15 protein-coding genes are annotated in these 16,187 nt (G+C 44.1%); 4 read left to right on the top strand and 11 right to left on the bottom strand.

Features of this window, described 5'->3' with window-relative positions:
* The first annotated feature begins 112 nt into the window (after positions 1-112).
* The 4 genes from JWR61_RS08475 (at position 113) to JWR61_RS08460 (ending at position 4,505) form a co-directional block, all read left to right on the top strand.
* The gene (locus JWR61_RS08475; protein ID WP_290341001.1) at positions 113-1,381 is read left to right on the top strand and encodes a rubredoxin; all 1,269 of its coding nucleotides are present in this window, start codon (positions 113-115) and stop codon (positions 1,379-1,381) included.
* A gap of 236 nt (positions 1,382-1,617) precedes the next feature.
* On the top strand, positions 1,618-3,873 hold the full coding sequence (locus JWR61_RS08470) for a c-type cytochrome (RefSeq protein ID WP_301927417.1): 2,256 nt from the start codon (positions 1,618-1,620) through the stop codon (positions 3,871-3,873).
* Positions 3,874-4,041: 168 nt separating this feature from the next.
* Positions 4,042-4,239 (top strand): hypothetical protein, encoded by a 198-nt coding sequence (locus tag JWR61_RS08465; protein WP_301927416.1) that lies wholly within the window; start codon positions 4,042-4,044, stop codon positions 4,237-4,239.
* Positions 4,239-4,505, top strand: coding sequence for a type II toxin-antitoxin system RelE/ParE family toxin (locus tag JWR61_RS08460; RefSeq protein ID WP_301927415.1), 267 nt, complete (start codon positions 4,239-4,241; stop codon positions 4,503-4,505). Before JWR61_RS08465 ends, JWR61_RS08460 begins: the two co-directional genes overlap by 1 nt.
* Before the next feature lie 23 nt (positions 4,506-4,528).
* On the opposite strand, the gene JWR61_RS08455 is transcribed toward JWR61_RS08460, so the two are convergent.
* The 11 genes from JWR61_RS08455 to JWR61_RS08405 all read right to left on the bottom strand — a co-directional run bounded on the left by JWR61_RS08455 (position 4,529) and on the right by JWR61_RS08405 (position 16,073).
* On the bottom strand, positions 4,529-5,887 hold the full coding sequence (locus JWR61_RS08455) for a PhoPQ-activated pathogenicity-related family protein (protein ID WP_301927414.1): 1,359 nt from the start codon (positions 5,885-5,887) through the stop codon (positions 4,529-4,531).
* 85 nt (positions 5,888-5,972) lie between these two features.
* The gene (locus JWR61_RS08450) at positions 5,973-7,052 is read right to left on the bottom strand and encodes a dihydrodipicolinate synthase family protein (RefSeq protein WP_301927412.1); all 1,080 of its coding nucleotides are present in this window, start codon (positions 7,050-7,052) and stop codon (positions 5,973-5,975) included.
* Between the two features lie 47 nt (positions 7,053-7,099).
* Positions 7,100-7,708 (bottom strand): YhcH/YjgK/YiaL family protein, encoded by a 609-nt coding sequence (locus JWR61_RS08445; protein WP_301927411.1) that lies wholly within the window; start codon positions 7,706-7,708, stop codon positions 7,100-7,102.
* A 53-nt stretch (positions 7,709-7,761) separates the two neighbouring features.
* Positions 7,762-8,670 (bottom strand): sugar phosphate isomerase/epimerase, encoded by a 909-nt coding sequence (locus JWR61_RS08440; protein ID WP_301927410.1) that lies wholly within the window; start codon positions 8,668-8,670, stop codon positions 7,762-7,764.
* Between the two features lie 12 nt (positions 8,671-8,682).
* A complete protein-coding gene (locus tag JWR61_RS08435; RefSeq protein ID WP_301927408.1) occupies positions 8,683-9,480 on the bottom strand; it encodes an SDR family NAD(P)-dependent oxidoreductase in 798 nt (265 codons plus the stop codon).
* 10 nt (positions 9,481-9,490) lie between these two features.
* Entirely contained in the window at positions 9,491-10,516 is a 1,026-nt protein-coding gene (locus tag JWR61_RS08430; protein ID WP_301927407.1) for a zinc-binding dehydrogenase, read from the bottom strand.
* An 11-nt stretch (positions 10,517-10,527) separates the two neighbouring features.
* Positions 10,528-11,220, bottom strand: a complete 693-nt coding sequence (locus tag JWR61_RS08425) for an orotidine 5'-phosphate decarboxylase / HUMPS family protein (RefSeq protein WP_301927406.1) — start codon at positions 11,218-11,220, stop codon at positions 10,528-10,530.
* 114 nt (positions 11,221-11,334) lie between these two features.
* A complete protein-coding gene (locus tag JWR61_RS08420) occupies positions 11,335-11,976 on the bottom strand; it encodes a DUF1080 domain-containing protein (protein ID WP_301927405.1) in 642 nt (213 codons plus the stop codon).
* A gap of 130 nt (positions 11,977-12,106) precedes the next feature.
* Positions 12,107-13,546: a Gfo/Idh/MocA family protein gene (locus tag JWR61_RS08415; RefSeq protein ID WP_301927404.1), complete on the bottom strand. Its 1,440-nt coding sequence runs from the start codon at positions 13,544-13,546 to the stop codon at positions 12,107-12,109.
* A gap of 154 nt (positions 13,547-13,700) precedes the next feature.
* Entirely contained in the window at positions 13,701-14,333 is a 633-nt protein-coding gene (locus JWR61_RS08410; protein ID WP_301927403.1) for a gluconate 2-dehydrogenase subunit 3 family protein, read from the bottom strand.
* Between the two features lie 3 nt (positions 14,334-14,336).
* Positions 14,337-16,073 (bottom strand): GMC oxidoreductase, encoded by a 1,737-nt coding sequence (locus JWR61_RS08405; RefSeq protein WP_301927401.1) that lies wholly within the window; start codon positions 16,071-16,073, stop codon positions 14,337-14,339.
* Between the last annotated feature and the right edge of the window lie 114 nt (positions 16,074-16,187).

Raw genomic sequence — 16,187 nt, 5'->3', positions numbered from 1 at the left:
ATTGAGTGGTGGATGTTTCATTCAAATATATTTCATTTTACTTTTTCAATGAACATGCATTTACTATCGGCGCCGGCTGCTATTTCACTTATTTAATTTGTATGTTTGATGTATGATAAGCACCATATTTATAAACTTCCGCGGCGGCATTATTGACCCCGCCAATCTGCACAATATTTTAATTGCTGTAAATAAAATAAAGATAAGAGACGTTCACTTTGGACTGCGGCAGCAATTGCTGGTAGACATGGAACATTACAGTGTAGAACCCTTTACCGCAGAACTGGATAAACTGGAACTGGCTTATGAAATAGATGAGTGCAAACATCCCAATATTTGCAGCTCATATCCGGCGGCCGGCGTATTCATCGGCGACAGCTGGTTAAGTGAAGCCATTTATAAGAACGTGCTTGATTCCATCGATTATGCGCCAATGCTAAAGATTAACATCTGCGACAATAACCAAAGCTTTACGCCCATCCTTACGGGTAATATCAACTGGATTGCTTCGCCTTCCATTGAAAATTTCTGGCACCTGATCATCCGCTTTCCCAAAACGAATGTTATCTACGAATGGACCATGCTTTGCCATACCAATGACATTGCATCTGTTACCAAAAAACTGGAAACAATCATTCTGCAACACCCGGATAAATTTGTTGATACTGAACTGGCCAATGGTGATGACTTGTTTGCCTTGTTTAACTCCGATGGTTTAAACATACAGCCTGCTGAAAGCCCGGTAGTACTGCCGCCTTTTAACCTGCCGTATTATGAAGGCCTTAACCGCTACAACGATAAATACTGGCTGGGCATTTACAGGCGGGATGAATTATTCAGTGTACCATTTTTAATAAAGTTGTGCCGGCTTTGTATGCAAACTGGTATCACACAGCTGTGTTGTACTTCGTGGAAAACAATCCTGATAAAAGGCATTGAAGAGCAAGACAAAGAGAAATGGAATTTACTGCTGGAAGAATTCCAGATCAATATGCGGCATGCAGCCAACGAACTCAACTTCCAGGTAGAAGACAATTGCCCGGAAGGCCTGGATTTAAAAACTTACCTGGTTAAAAATTTAAGCATTGATGATACCCGCACTTTTGGTATTTGCATCGGCATAAAAACCCGCAAAAAAAGCGAAGTCTTCAGCAGCATTTTGGTACGCCAACGCTACCTGGTTGATTTTTTAGGAATCAAACTGTTTAAAGTGTATGATATTTTATGCGCCAAGGATTTTAATCCAAATGAAAGAACAGGCGAAATATTCAGCAGGGACAATCCCAAATTTGTGATGGGCGAACAGCTGAGAAGATGTGTATTATACTATTACCAGCACCGGGCAAAAGTGGTGAAGGGAAAAGCATTGGCAGTTAAATAACATAGTCACAAGGCATCCATTTGTACCCGGATGCCTCATGTTAATTCCTGTAACATTTCCTTTAAACACCAATACATCAATCTAACTAATTTCCGCTGCTATGTTTTCATAATTGTATTACGGCTGCATTGGCGCAACAGGTTGCTGATGTTTGCCTCAAATATATTATCTTCAACAGCCTGTTTGTCCCCGTGAAATATTTGGCATCCCGCTTAATAAACCATCAACATCAATTCATGAAACCCATTCACACTGCTGCCTGCATTGCATTATTTGTTTGTACTTTTTTTTCCTGTCAACAACCTTTACCAACCGAAGAGCCGGCTCCCGAAAGGCCTGCTAAAATAGTTCCCGATCCGTCGGCTGTTCCGTTGAGCCCCGAAGAAAGTTTAAAGACCATGCACCTGCCACCCGGTTATCATATGGAACTGGTGGCCAGCGAACCCGATATACAGGAACCGGTCGCCATGGTATGGGACGGCAACGGCAGCATGTATGTAGCCGAAATGCGCAGTTATATGCAGGACATTAATGGCACCGGCGAACGCCTGCCAGTATGCCGCATCACCAAACTGGATGATACCAACGGCGATGGCAAAATGGATAAACATACGGTGTTTATCGACAGCCTTATTTTGCCCAGGATGATGCTGATGCTGGATGACCGGCTGGTAGTAAATGAAACCTACACCAACAATATGTACAGTTACCGCGATAAAAACGGCGATGGCGTAGCAGATGAAAAAATACTGGTGTACCATAACGATGAACCCGACGAAGCCAACCTGGAACACCAGAAAAGCGGCCTGATCTGGAACATTGATAACTGGATTTACGTTACCCGCAACCCCGTTCGCTTCCGCTATAATAATGGTATGCTGGTAGTGGACAGCCTCATAAGCCCGCCCGGCGGACAATGGGGATTAACGCAGGATAATTATGGCCGGCTGTTCTTTTCTTCCGCCGGGGGCGAAACGCCTGCACTGAATTTCCAGGAGAACCCGGCCTACGGAGAACTGGATTTAGACAATCAACGCGACAGCAGTTTTGATGCGGTATGGCCCATCATTGGTACGCCCGATGTACAGGGTGGACAGGAAAGATTGAGAGAAGACAGCACACTCAATCATTTTACTGCCTCCTGCGGCCAAACCGTTTTTCGTGGAGACCGCCTGCCTGCAACGATGGTCAACGACCTGTTTATTTGTGAACCTGTTGGCCGTTTGATCCGCAGGGCAAAAGCCACTTATGAAAACGGGGCTATGATATTGCACAATGCGTATGACAAAAGAGAATTCCTTGCTTCCAGCGATATGAATTTCAGACCTGTTAATACTGCTACGGGGCCCGATGGTTGTTTGTATATCGCCGACATGTACCATGGCATTATACAGGAAAGTGCCTGGACAAAACCCGACAGTTATATTCATCCCCAGATAAAGCGAAAAAAGATGGATGAAAACATTAACCGCGGCCGTATTTACCGTGTGGTACATGATGGTTACAAACCAGGCCCACAGCCTCATTTACTCAAAGCATCCAATGCCGAACTGGTTGCCTATCTCTCCCATCCCAACGGTTGGTGGCGGGATAATGCGCAGAAATTACTGGTGATCCGTGGCGATCAATCGGTATTACCTGCATTGAAGAAAATTGCTTTAAACAAAAAGAGTTTTGGTGGGAAACTGGCCTTCTGGAAAAAAGGACCGGATGCCATTACAAGACTGCATGCCTTATGGACAATGGAAGGGTTGGGCGCCATTGATGAACAAGCCGTACTAACAACATTGGCGGATGACGATGCAGAAATCAGAAAGGCAGCGATCCGCATCAGCGAACCTTTTTTGAAACAGGGCAATCAAACCATAGCTGCGAAACTGGAAAGCATGAAGGATGATAAAGACGCAGGCGTGCAGGTACAACTGGCTTTATCGCTTCGTTACAGCAAAGAAGCAACGGCATCGGCTTTACTAAAAACACTGCAAACCAGGGATACCACTAATGTATTACTCGTAAAAGTTGCGGAAAGAAGCCTGCAGGAAAAAGATGAAGCCAACAGCGATTTGAGGGCCATCACCATGGGCATGGATGGGGAAGACCGCGACCTTGTGTACCATGGCGCCAGCTATTTTAAACAATTATGTATCACCTGTCATGGGCCTGAAGGCAAAGGCATTCCCAGTATGATTGCACCGCCGCTGGCTGGCTCAGCAAGGGTAAACGGTGATAAAACAACCCTCATCAATATTTTGCTGCATGGATTAAAAGGGCCGATAGATGGCAGAAAATATCCTGATCAGATGTTATCGCAGCAAGCCCAAACTGATGAATACATTGCTTCAGTACTGAGCTATGTGCGGAACAGTTTTGGCAATAAATCCAAAGTAGTATTTGTGGATGAAGTGAGAGATGTGAGAGCGGCCACCAAGGATCGCACAACACCCTGGACTTTGGAAGAGTTAATGGCCATGCAGGCTACGAAGAAAAAATAAGGGCTTCAATAAATAACAACTATGGGGTGATTGTGCAAATAATCACCCCGTAGTTTAAAAAAATTTGTAGCGAAGGAACGACGCTGCTAATCTATATCAATAGCACTCAAAATAGTCACACGTTTAAAATGCATCCTACAGGTGCATTGCTTTTTGTATATTTGAACAATGAAAGCTTTAGTGATTAAACCGAAAAACAATAGCGAATTTAAGTTTGTCAGCGATCTTCTAAAAAAACTTGGAGTAGGCTCATCAGTCTTGTCTGTAGAAGAATTAGAAGACATGGGCATGAGCAAATTGCTTCGTAGTACTGATAAAACTAAAAAGGTCAGCCGTACCGAAGTAATGAAAAAGTTATCAGCCTGATGAAAGTTGAATTTTTAAAGAAATTCTCCCGGGATCTTGACGATCTTAAAGTTAAGTCTGTGAGGCAGGCGCTTATCCGAACTATTGAATTAATGGAATCTGCAGAAAGCCTTGATAAAATTCCTCAAACAAAAAAATTAAAAGGTCATAAAACCGCCTACAGAACCCGGGTTGGAGATTACCGCCTTGGTTTCTTCTTCGAAGATTCAACCATTCTTTTAGCAAGATTCGTTCATCGGAGAACCATTTATCAAATCTTTCCGTGACAAGCTTTGACAAATCCCCATCTTTACAATAGTTCCTTCTCATCCGTCATAAACGCCCTCGTACTTTCTGTGTATTCACCACCGTTGGCATCGTGGTATTTTAGATTCAGGTAAAAAGCACGGTAGCCTTTTTCCGGAAACGCTTCGGTGACTTTTATTAAATGCCGGCTTTTAATACCGAGACTTTTTGATTGCCATTTGTCATTGCGGAAATCTTTGTCTGGCGAATCGGCAGACCACAGAATTACATCCGTTAATTTATCAGCGGTAGCTGTTATGTTTACTTCAATCCCACCTTTTTTAGAACCGGTTTTCCATACGCAGGTTGGATAGGCTTTTTTTGCCAACGTTAATCCAAAAAAGGAACCGAGGCTTGCAAGCGCTTCTTTTTTATCTCCCATATCGTGCCCCACATTGGCTATGTAATGCAATAAATTTTGTCCCGGAATACTGTCGTAATAATTTTTAATATTGTCTATCGGCCAGTATTCATCATTGGTTCCCATAAAAATCATTTTAGGCATCCGCAATGTTTTCCGGTACGAATAAGGATCAATCATGGTAGTAAGCTCGTTTGCTTTTGCAGAACTTATATCCTGTGCAATACCCAGCTTTACATAGTCCTCAATCTGGATACTGTAATCGTTCCATACTTTTACCTGGTAGTTCATACTGACCGGCATGTTCAGCATATCAATCACCATTGGGGCAATCGCTACTACGCGTGGGTCATTTGCACCGGTAAGCCAGGTAGTCCAGCCTCGTTTGGATGCACCGGATACAACGAAGCTTTTAACGGGCTGATGAATTTGCTGCGCACAAAATTCCTGTACGGCATCCATGGCGTGGGTAGCACTTTTTACCATCGGGAAAAGCAACGGCCAACTGTAATCATGGTCTCCCTTAAACCGGTGCAACGTGTATGAAATCAACGCATCTTCAACCAGGGTGTCGTACAAGGGCTGATTGGGTGTTTGCTTCAGGATCGCAACAACGGCATTGTTTTTAGCGGCCACGTCACTGAATCCAATCCTCAGTGCATCATCTTTACCACTCCAGTTTGGCAAACCTTTATCATTAATACTTCCACCCGTAATAAATAATAAAGCTGCGTCATGATTTATTTTCTGTGGTACAATAATACTTAATTCATGTTTCCATGTGTATTCACGCCATTTTTGCGATGTAAGTAGTAAAGTATATACCGTTGCCTCTTTTATTTTAAAGGTTTCCTTAATTTCCCATTGGTAGGTTTTGTCGCCGTTGTGCAAATACCTTTGTAATGCTGTTGCAGGTGTGATGGCGGTTTGAGCAATACCATTGCCCGGTACCAACTGAATGGCTGTACATGCAAGTAGCAATTTAAATACTATGCGCTTCATTTGATAGGTTTATTATGAGTATTTCCAATACGGTTGAAATCTAACGTTATCCCTTGCTGGAAAAGTATCTTTTTCGGAACGTATATTAAATAGTCGTCGGTTTAATACCAATCCTGTCGCACCAGCCAATAAATGTTTTATACACTTCATCCAGCGTTTGCTTTTGTGCCGCGGTTAATGGGGACGAAGAAGTACGCCCACTAATTTCAATTGGAACACCTCTTTTCTGCAAAAAATATTTAGCGCTTAAGGAATAGTTGGTTGAAATGATGTCTTCTGTTTTGGTAAGTTGTTCCTGGATAAATTGTACATCTCCCTGGCGATCGGGGTTGGTAGCATTGGCACAAATCCAGCTGATGATTTCCGGATAAAAATTGCCGCAAATAGCAGACATGCCTTTGGCGCCGGTTTGTAGCGAGTTGGTAGCGTTGGCAATACAGGCATCATAAAATTCCAGGCGGTTATTTTGTACCAAGTTAATTTTTGCCTTTACTTTATCAAAATCAATGGTGGTGTCTTTATGATAAATGAGGCGGTTGGTGCCGAGCAGGTATTTAAATACCTGCGGCGTAAGCACCCTTTTATATGGCGAAGGACATTCGTATGTACCGGTTGGAATGTTATCGGTAAGATTAAAAAACTTTTCAAATCCGGCAATCAGTGCATCATCATTTTCTTCCTTCTTCGCAAAGTGGCCGGTAATTAATATCACGGCATTGATACCTGTATGATAAATCCGTTTGGTAAATTCTGCCTTATCATTCAACGTCTCACCAAATGAACCTGTTGCCACTACTGATACAGCTCCATTCACCCGTTTTGCCACGTGCCTTGTTAATGCCAATCTTTCTTCGGGGCTAAGGCTATACATTTCACTACTCAGGCAATTGGCGAAAAGTCCCTTTGCTCCCGCAGCCAGGTAAAAATCAGTCAGCCGCGATAAGCCATCAAAATCGATCTGTCCGTTCTGTTTATAAGGTGTGAGCATTACCGGCACAAATTTTTTACTGCTTACAAACTCATTGTTATTGATAGGTGAAATAGGTTGTGCTTTGTCTTCAGCGAATAGCTTTTCGCTGATACCGCCGGCAATGGCTACTCCCAACGAACCGACAGTTATTTTTTCTAAAAAATTCCTGCGGGAAGAGTTGTTTTTTTCTTTCATGGTGGACAATAACTTTCTTAAGTATAGTATTTTATCAGCAGGTCATATTATTCTGCTTTGGCAACTTGTATTTTTATCACGATTTTTTTTACCACATCATACCCGTCTGCTTTAATTGTCGGGCGATGGGCATCATTTGGAAAAAATAAAAAGAAAGTGCCGTTGTCTGTCGTGTAATAAGTTCCGTCCGCAATATAATTCATGGCATCGGGCGTATAGGGTTTTGTTATGGTAGCCTTTGACGCATCGGCCACGCCAATAATTTCTTTTCCTTTAATAATGTATTGCAGGTCAATGTATTTTTTGTGTGATTCCCATTTTACATCTTCCATTTTTTTACTGGGATCTTCCGTTATAGAAGCAAATACAGTATCTCCCGGAATGGGATATTTACCGGTTGCAATAGTAACCAGGTCGTGTGTTTTCATAAAACCAAAAGCGGCATCCCATAATTTTTTGTTGGTATGATACGCTTCATAAAAAGCTACTTTGTTTACAGACAAGTGAGGCGAAAGTATAATACCTCCGGCCCATTCCCTTTCTGCAATCCACTGATCAATTTTTTTTGCTGAAACAGGCTTTGACGATTGTTGGGCAAGGCTTACACCTATTGCTGAACAAAAGAACAGCAAGATTAAAATAATTTTTGGTTTCATAATAAGTTGTGCATTTAGGCTAAAGGTGGTCGACCTTCGGCAGAATCTATAATTTATAAAGAAGGTCGACCACCTTCTCCAGGCCAGTACTGTTGCATTTTCTTCCGTACAAAAGCAACGCTTCTTTCCAACTGATCCATGCCATCCACACCATCTTCAATGCTGATCCAGCTATTAAAACCCTGCGCTTTTAAAATGGAGAAGATAGCATCATAATCATTCAGGCCTTTGCCGATTTCGCCATGACTTAAGCGTTTGGCATATCCCTGTGCGCCGCCTTCTTCCCTGCGCAGGTCTTCCATCGTTCCTTCTTTCAAATAACGGTCGCTGGCATGCATGGTCACAACGCGGTGCGCTACCCGCCGCAACAATTCGATGGGGTCTTCGCCTGCCAGGTATGTATTGCTTGGGTCATAGTTCACACCAAAAAACGGGTGATTAATTTTATCTACCAGCTTGCAAAATATATCCATCTTTTGTGCAAACTCGGGGTACTCCCAAAAGTCATCTTTATAGTGATTTTCTATGATGAGCGTGATGTTTCTTTCCTGTGCATAAGGCAGACATTCCTCAATACAATCCGCGGCCAGTTGAACACCTTCGTCAACAGAAAGCTCCGGCCGCTTTTGCCCGGAGAGTACGCGGCAATAGGAACCACCCAGCGCATGCGTCATGTCGATCCACCGCTTCTGCTTTTTAATTTCATTTTTTCTAAAGGCTGCGTCACGATTAGTAAAATCCGGAGAACAACACATCATCGGAATGGTCTTTCCGTGATCTTCTACCTGGCGCCGGAATATGGGCCAGTTTTTTTCATCTTTCATTTCCAGGAAACCTGCATACCATTCCAGTCCGTCAATATCCAGCTTTGCAGCCAGTTCAATCCATTCTGAAACACGCATGCTCCCATCCTTACAAAGAGCCACCATAAAGGCTTTTGGAAACACCGCTAATTTGGGCATAAGTACAATATTTTATTTTGATACAGGAATTGTGGTGGTGTCTTTCGGCGGGTTACGCCCAATAAAAGGATATTGTTCCAAATCCATCACCTGGCCGGATACGGGACCGCTTTCATCGCTGAGCCAATACACGGCAGCGGCGGCTATTTCTTCCGGCTTCAATATTCTTCCGGCGGGTGCGTATACGGATGGGATATCCTTGTACCAGTCTTCCGCCAACCCATGCTGTCGCTTGCGCAGGGTTTCTGTTTCAGTCAACACCCAGCCGGGGTTGATCTGGTTGATGCGGACGCCATTTTCACGGTTGAGCGTATCACCAAGGTTACGGGTCATGGTCATCAAAGCACCTTTCGATATGCTATAAGGCAACAGGTTGGGTTCGCCGCTATAGGCATTTACAGAGCCGATGTTTAACACACATCCATGGGTTTTAGTAAGCTCAGGCAATGCCGCCTGCAACAATGCAAACGGAGCAATGGTATTTACTTCGAGCACGGTGCGTAAAAATGCCAGGTCGGTAGTGCTGATATTACCTGATACCACCATGGCTGCATTGTTTACAACGGCATCCAGCTTGCCGAAAGTTTTAACGGCAACTTCTACCAGGCGCTGAGGAGCTCCCGCGATGCTGATATCTTCAACATGCAAAACGGCCTTGTCTCCTAATACTGTTGCCACTGATTCGCCGCCTTCTCTATCCAACCCGTTGATCACCACTTTTGCACCTTCAGCAACGCAGCGCAATGCAATGGCTTTGCCGATGCCGGTGGTGCTTCCTGTAACGATGATTACTTTATCTTTTAACCGCATCCTGATTTATTTAGACTGGTTTTAAAACGCTTTTTACAATTTCGCCTTTGTGCATTTTTTCAAAAGCCGTATGCCACTCCGTTACAGGCCATACGCCGCCAATGATAGGCTTTACATCCAGCTGACCGCTGGCTAGTAAAGCAAGCACTCTTTCCCACATGGGCCAATTATGACTAAAGCTACCCTGCAAACGGATATTTTTTTGTACCAGTGGATCAAGATTAAAACCCAATGGCTGCGGCCCCCAACCTACCTTAGTTATTCGTCCGTTCGGTCTTACCAGCTGCATGGCAATTTTCAACGTGATGCTTGCACCCGCGGCGTCTATTACACAATCAGCACCAAGGCCATCTCTTTTAAATGCCCATTCAGTCGCATCCCCAATGATGGCTTCGCAGCCGTATTGTTTGGCAATATCCAGGCGATGTTTATCTGCTTCCAGACCAACAATGGCTACTTGCGCACCACACAGTCTTGCCATGGCTGCGCATAAAATGCCAATGGTTCCGGGACCCAGCACGATCACGCGGTCGCCGGGTTTTAAGCCGGTGTTTTCCACTACTGCACTATAAGCAACACAGCAAGGTTCTGTTAAACAAGCATGTTCAAAAGGAATCTGGTCGGGCACTTTATGCAGGCACCTGGCAGGAACACGTACATACTTTGTCATAGCGCCATTTACGCCATAGCCAAAACCTTTTCTTGTCGGATCAAGATTGTACAATCCAATTCTTGACATGGGATTGTTGACATCTATCACTGCGGCGGTTTCGCTCACTACGCGGTCGCCTTCTTTCCATCCTTTTACTTTAGTGCCAAGAGCAACAATATGGCCACCAAATTCATGACCCAATACAACCGGATAATTTACCGGCCAGCTATGATCGGCTGTCCATTGGTGCAGGTCGCTTCCGCAAACCCCTACGTTGGCTACTTCCAGCAACACATCTTCTTCCCCAATAGTGGGTTGCTCTATTTCTCTTATTTCCACTGAACCTTTTTCAGGCGCAAAATTTACTACAGCGGCTGATTTCATTTGCTACTATTTTAGTTTGTTTTATAAGAATGGATTTTTTCGCAGATCAGGCGCAATGAACTTTCCAAATCGCCACCTGCGGTTTTAAAACTGTCTCCGTCAATGGTTAACGGTGCGCCCAATACTACCAGCGGGGCGCCGTATTCAGGACATTGAATGGCTTGCTCCAGGCTAAGCCCGCCTACAGCCTGCACCGGAATTTTTACAGCATTCACTACTTCCCGAAGCTGGTCCAAAGGGCTCGGCATGCGCAAGCCCCTGGCGGCAATACCACGGCGTTCATCGTAACCAATGTGGTGAATTACATAATCACAACCCAGGTCTTCCAGCCATTTTGCCGCCGCTACCATGTCTTCGCAACCGAGGTTATCACCCATTACTTTAATGCCAAAATCACGACCGGCATTTACAACGCATTTGATTGTTTCTTCATGCGCTCTTGCCATTACTACCACATGGGTAGCGCCGGCTTTCGCCATCATTTCGGCTTCCAGGTAGCCACCATCCATCGTTTTTAAATCGGCAACAATCGGCACACCGGGAAAAGCTTCCCGTAATTTTTTTACACCATGCAAGCCTTCTGCCAATATCAACGGGGTTCCGGCTTCCAGCCAGTCTACCCCTGCCCGCATGGCCATGGCGGCCGTTTCCAGGGCTTCGTCAATATTGGTAAGGTCAAGAGATATCTGAACAATTGGATTCATTTTTTTAATCAGGTTTTATCAGGTTGAAAATGAGATAAGCATTTTTGTATGGCGCATGCTGGTAACGTAATTTACTTTGTTCCCAACTACAGCAATCCGATACGTTACCAAATATTAGGGTAAAGGCCGCACCATAATGTCTTTGAAAAACACAATGCTTTTAGGATCGTGTCCCTGCAAGGCAAAAGTGCCGTTGGAGATAATTCTTTCCGAATGACCTTTAGGAGGAACAAATCCATCAGGCTGCGTCCAGTCGCACACTACTATATCATTGATTTTTGTGATCACGTGTTTGCCTTCTACTTTTATATATTCGGTAAACCATTCGTCATCTTTTACATAGGTTTCCTTTACGTCTTTAATATCATACAAACCCGCTGTTCTTTTCCAGTCGCTATGCGAATTATTTACCTGCACTTCAAAGCCCTTATCGGGAAAACCTGTTTGCTGGTAGGCTGTGTGAAAATAGATACCAGAATTAGAACCAGGCTTTGTCATTACCCTTGCCTTAAATTCGAAGTTGGTAAAATTGTGATTCAATACCGGGCCATCATAATACAGGTGAGAACGAACTCCTGCAACTTTTATAGCTCCGTCTTCAACGGAAAATGTACCAGGCTGTTCGCTAAATTTCCATCCATCAAGCGACTTGCCATCGAAGAGACCTATCCATCCATTGCTTCCTTTTAATTTATTAGAATTGGAGCAGGCCATCAAAAACAACGCAGGCAAAAGCAATACAATAATTTTTTTCATGTTTTTTTATTTACAGACATTAATATTTCAGTACTTGAAATTCGTAGGTTATACTTCCTTTCCTTTCTGATAAAAGCCAAGCCTGCCCGGCTGGCGACAGCCGGACAGTGCAAGAATATTCAATCATTATTTACATTCCCAAACTCCATCCCTGGCGGTAATCTCTTTTCACAAACTGGTTGGCATCATCAAAATTCGTGATTTTCATTTCTTTTGCATTCCACAACAATTTCTTTCTGCCCGGGTATTCGCTTCTGCCTTTTGCATTTTTCGTTTCCAGGTTCCAGCTTCTAATGGCCAGGTTGCCGATTAAAATACTTTCAGTAAAAGGCCCGGCATACTCAAATGGTGAGCTGGTTTTTGCTTTACCATACCCTGCCATACAGGCGTTTACCCATTGCAGGTAATGTCCTTCGGGTACCCTCGCAATAGTTTGCGCGGGCATTACCGTTTGCTTCATCAGTGAAGATGGTAACAGCCGCGGATTTTCTCCATAGCAATCCACAATCATTTTACTTTTATCACCGATAAACATGGCGCCTCCATCATTGCCTCCAAACGTTTCACCCGGCAGCAATTCATCGGGAAGGGGTGGCATAATACCGCCGTCAAACCAGGATACCTTTACTTCTCCCTTACCGTCTTTTCTGGGATACTTTAAATGGATTACGGAAGCAGGCGGATAGCCATCAGGATATTTTGCTTCTTTACCATCCACCGTCCAACTTTTAGGAATACTGCATTCTACTTCGGTAGGAAAATCAATTGGCAGAATGCGAAATACAGGGTCCATCATGTGGCAAGCCATGTCACCGAGGGCACCCGTACCAAAGGCATTCCAGCCACGCCAGTTCCAGGGCATATACGCAGGGTTGTAATCGATGTATTTTGCAGGGCCCAGCCAAAGATCCCAATCCACCTCTTTAGGCACCGGAAAACTACCTGTTGGCGTAGGTAAACCTTGCGGCCACAACGGCCTGTTGGTCCAAACATATACGGTATGCACATCGCCTAATAAATTGGCATCGTGCATTTCTTTGGCCTGGCGAACACCGTCACTGGAGCCGCCCTGGTTGCCCATTTGTGTAATTACTTTGTACTTCCCCGCCGCATTGGCCAGTGTACGGGCTTCAAAAATATCATGGGTGAGGGGCTTTTGCGTGTATACATGTTTGCCCAATTGCATAGCCGCAATTGTTGCTACAGCGTGTATGTTATCAGGTGTTGAAATATTACAGGCATCAATATTATTTTTTTCTGTCTCCAGCATTACCCTGAAATCTTTGTAATATTTCGCATTGGGATATTCTTTCCTTGATTCAGCCGACCGGCGGTCATCCACATCGCATAATGCAACGATGTTAACATTTGGACTTTTTGAAAAATTCTTTAAATCGTCATGTCCTTTGCCTCCTGCGCCAATGGCTGCAATATTTAATTTATCGCTCGGGGCCACAAACCCTTTGCCTCCCAATACATGTCTTGGTACAATCATAAAACCAGCAGATACCAGCCCAGCATTTTTAATAAAACTGCGCCTTGAATTTTCCGACTTTTTACCCTTTTTCATGGTGTAATTTTTTGAAGTTTTTTTAATTAATAATACCGGGGCAATTTGTACCCCAAATCTTTCAGTACCCGTTGGAAAAGCTATGTTATCCTTGTTACTTTTTTATTGATACTTTATTTATCCGGTGGTCGCTACTTTTTAAAATGCTCATTCTTTACTCATCCTTCAAATTGTATTGCTGCAATACGTCTTTCGGAACACCTTCCCATTTACCGGGTGCATTGCCTTTATAGCCAAGGTCTTTGATTCCGATTTCACTTGTATAAAAACCAGAAGCGGTAAGGTCACGCATGCGGTTAAAAAATACCTCGCCCTGGTGCATTTCCGGCTTTGTTTTACCGGGGTAAGCAATTTGTTCCAGCAGTTCGGTTTGCTGTGCTGCCGTACAACCGGTAAATGGTTGGCCATAGGTATTCAGGCATTGCAGGTCCAGCCATTTTAATCCCCCCCGCATGGGCACCTGGTGGTCAGGAATATCTTTTACAATAAACTCAATAAAGTCAGCCACTTTAGCATCGGAGGCGCTGCCAGATACCGCGTCTTTTGGAATGATCAGGTCAGCCAGTACGATCAAAGTACTTTTTTCGTGTTCATTGAAAAATGCCGGTGCCGCATATAGTTTTTTTAATCTTTCTATTTCAAACTCCTGCAGGCCTGCCACATCGCCCAGGTTATTGTTATCGACTACAGTGGCTGACTTTGGCGTATCTGTTTTGCAGGATTCAATCAGTAATCCGGCGGTAAGTGTAGATATGCTGAGGGCTTTTAATGATTGTCTTCTGTTCATAATTTAAATATTTTGTTTCTTTCTTTGATCAAGAATATATTCAGCTGTACGCATAGATAAAGCGAGGATTGTCCAGGTAGCATTTTTATCTCCCTGCTGTACAAATGGGGCTGCATCTACAACAAATAAATTTTTGCAATCATGGGCCTGGCACCATTTATTAAGAGCAGATGTTTTAGGATCATCCCCCATACGGATAGTACCTACTTCATGAATGATTCTTCCTGGTGCTTCCAGTCCGTAGTTGGTTTCCGGCCCCTGTATAGTTGAGGTAATTACAGCACCCATACCATGCATGATGGACTGAAAAGTATCAATCATGTGTTTGGCTTGCTTGATTTCTTCGTTGCTCCAGGTATAGTTAAAACGCAATACCGGTATACCATATTTATCAACCACGTTCGGATCAATCTCACACAAATTTTCTTTTCGTGCAATGGCAGTACCACGACCAGCCATACCCACCTGCGTTCCGTAAAAGCGACGGTAATCATCTTTTAATGAAGCGCCAAAACCTCCGCCGGTTTTGGTTTTGCCATCCCTGCCCGGTACCATACCATTCATTTTTGTGGTGCCGCCGCCAAAGCCATACGAAGGCATATGCATACCACCACCATATTCTATATGATAACCGCGGGGAAAATCAACATTTTTATTATCAAGCCACCAGGGAGAATAAATATGCACACTGCCCACACCATCCTCATTGTAACGTTTGCGGTCCATCAACTGGGGAAGAAAGCCTCCCAGGCTGGCACCGGTTGAATCGTGCAGGTACTTACCCACTACGCCACTGCTGTTGGCAAGGCCGCCCGGATGCTGCGCCGATGCCGAGTTTAATAATATGCGGGCCGATTCGCAGGCACTTGCACCGAGGATAATTGTCTTTCCATTCAGCTGGTATTCCTGTCCGTCTGTTTTATCAACATAAGAAACGCCAGTTGCCTGGCCGTCTTTACCGGTCAGTACCTGGCGCACCATGGCATTGGTAATCACTTTTAAATTACCCGTTTTAATGGCGGGAATTACAAGACATGAGGACGCCGAAAAGTCCCCATAGATTTTGCAACTACGGCCGCACTGGCCGCAATAAAAACAGGCGCCACGGTCCTTATTGCCGGGCAGTGCCTCTGTTAAAACAGAACCTCGTCCGGCAATTACTTTTACGCCCGCTTTAGCTGCGCCATTTTTTATAAATATTTCATTGAGCCTTGGTTTTGGAGGAGGAAGAAAAACGCCGTCAGGATCATTCTCCAATCCTTCATTGGTGCCGTACACGCCAATCATGCGGTCTACCTTATCATAGAAAGGTTTTACTTCGTCGTATGTAATTGGCCAACGTTCGGTAAGTCCGTCAGTTGGCTGAAAATCGAGCGGTCCCATGCGCAAAGAAATTCTTCCCCAGTGATTGGTTTTACCGCCCAGCATACGCGACCTGAACCAACTGAATTCTGTTTTGTCTTTGGTGGTATAGGGTTCGCCTTCTATTTGCCAGCCACCGTACGCAGCATCAAAATCGCCAAAGGCCCGCGTGGTGGAAGCTCCCCGCCGCGGCGATTCATACGGCCATTTCATTTGCTGCGATTGTTTGGCAGGGTCGAAAAACGGACCCGCTTCGAGCATTAAAACTTTGATACCGGCATTGGCCAGTACATAGCCTGCCATGCCGCCACCTGCACCGGAGCCTACGATAATGACATCATATACTTCTGATGATTTTTTGATTTGTACATCTCCCATAAAATAAAATATTGTGTGTGGTTCTAATTGTGGTTTGGTGAGTTGTTATACCATTGTTTGCATCTTTAAATCTACAAATAATAGTATAACAACATCATTTTGAATCAATAAAAA

The organism is Ferruginibacter sp. (assembly GCF_028288465.1).
In the GTDB taxonomy this organism is placed as follows: domain Bacteria; phylum Bacteroidota; class Bacteroidia; order Chitinophagales; family Chitinophagaceae; genus Ferruginibacter.
The sequence above is the reverse complement of the archived record's forward strand: the minus strand, read 5'-3'. Positions and strand labels throughout refer to the sequence as shown.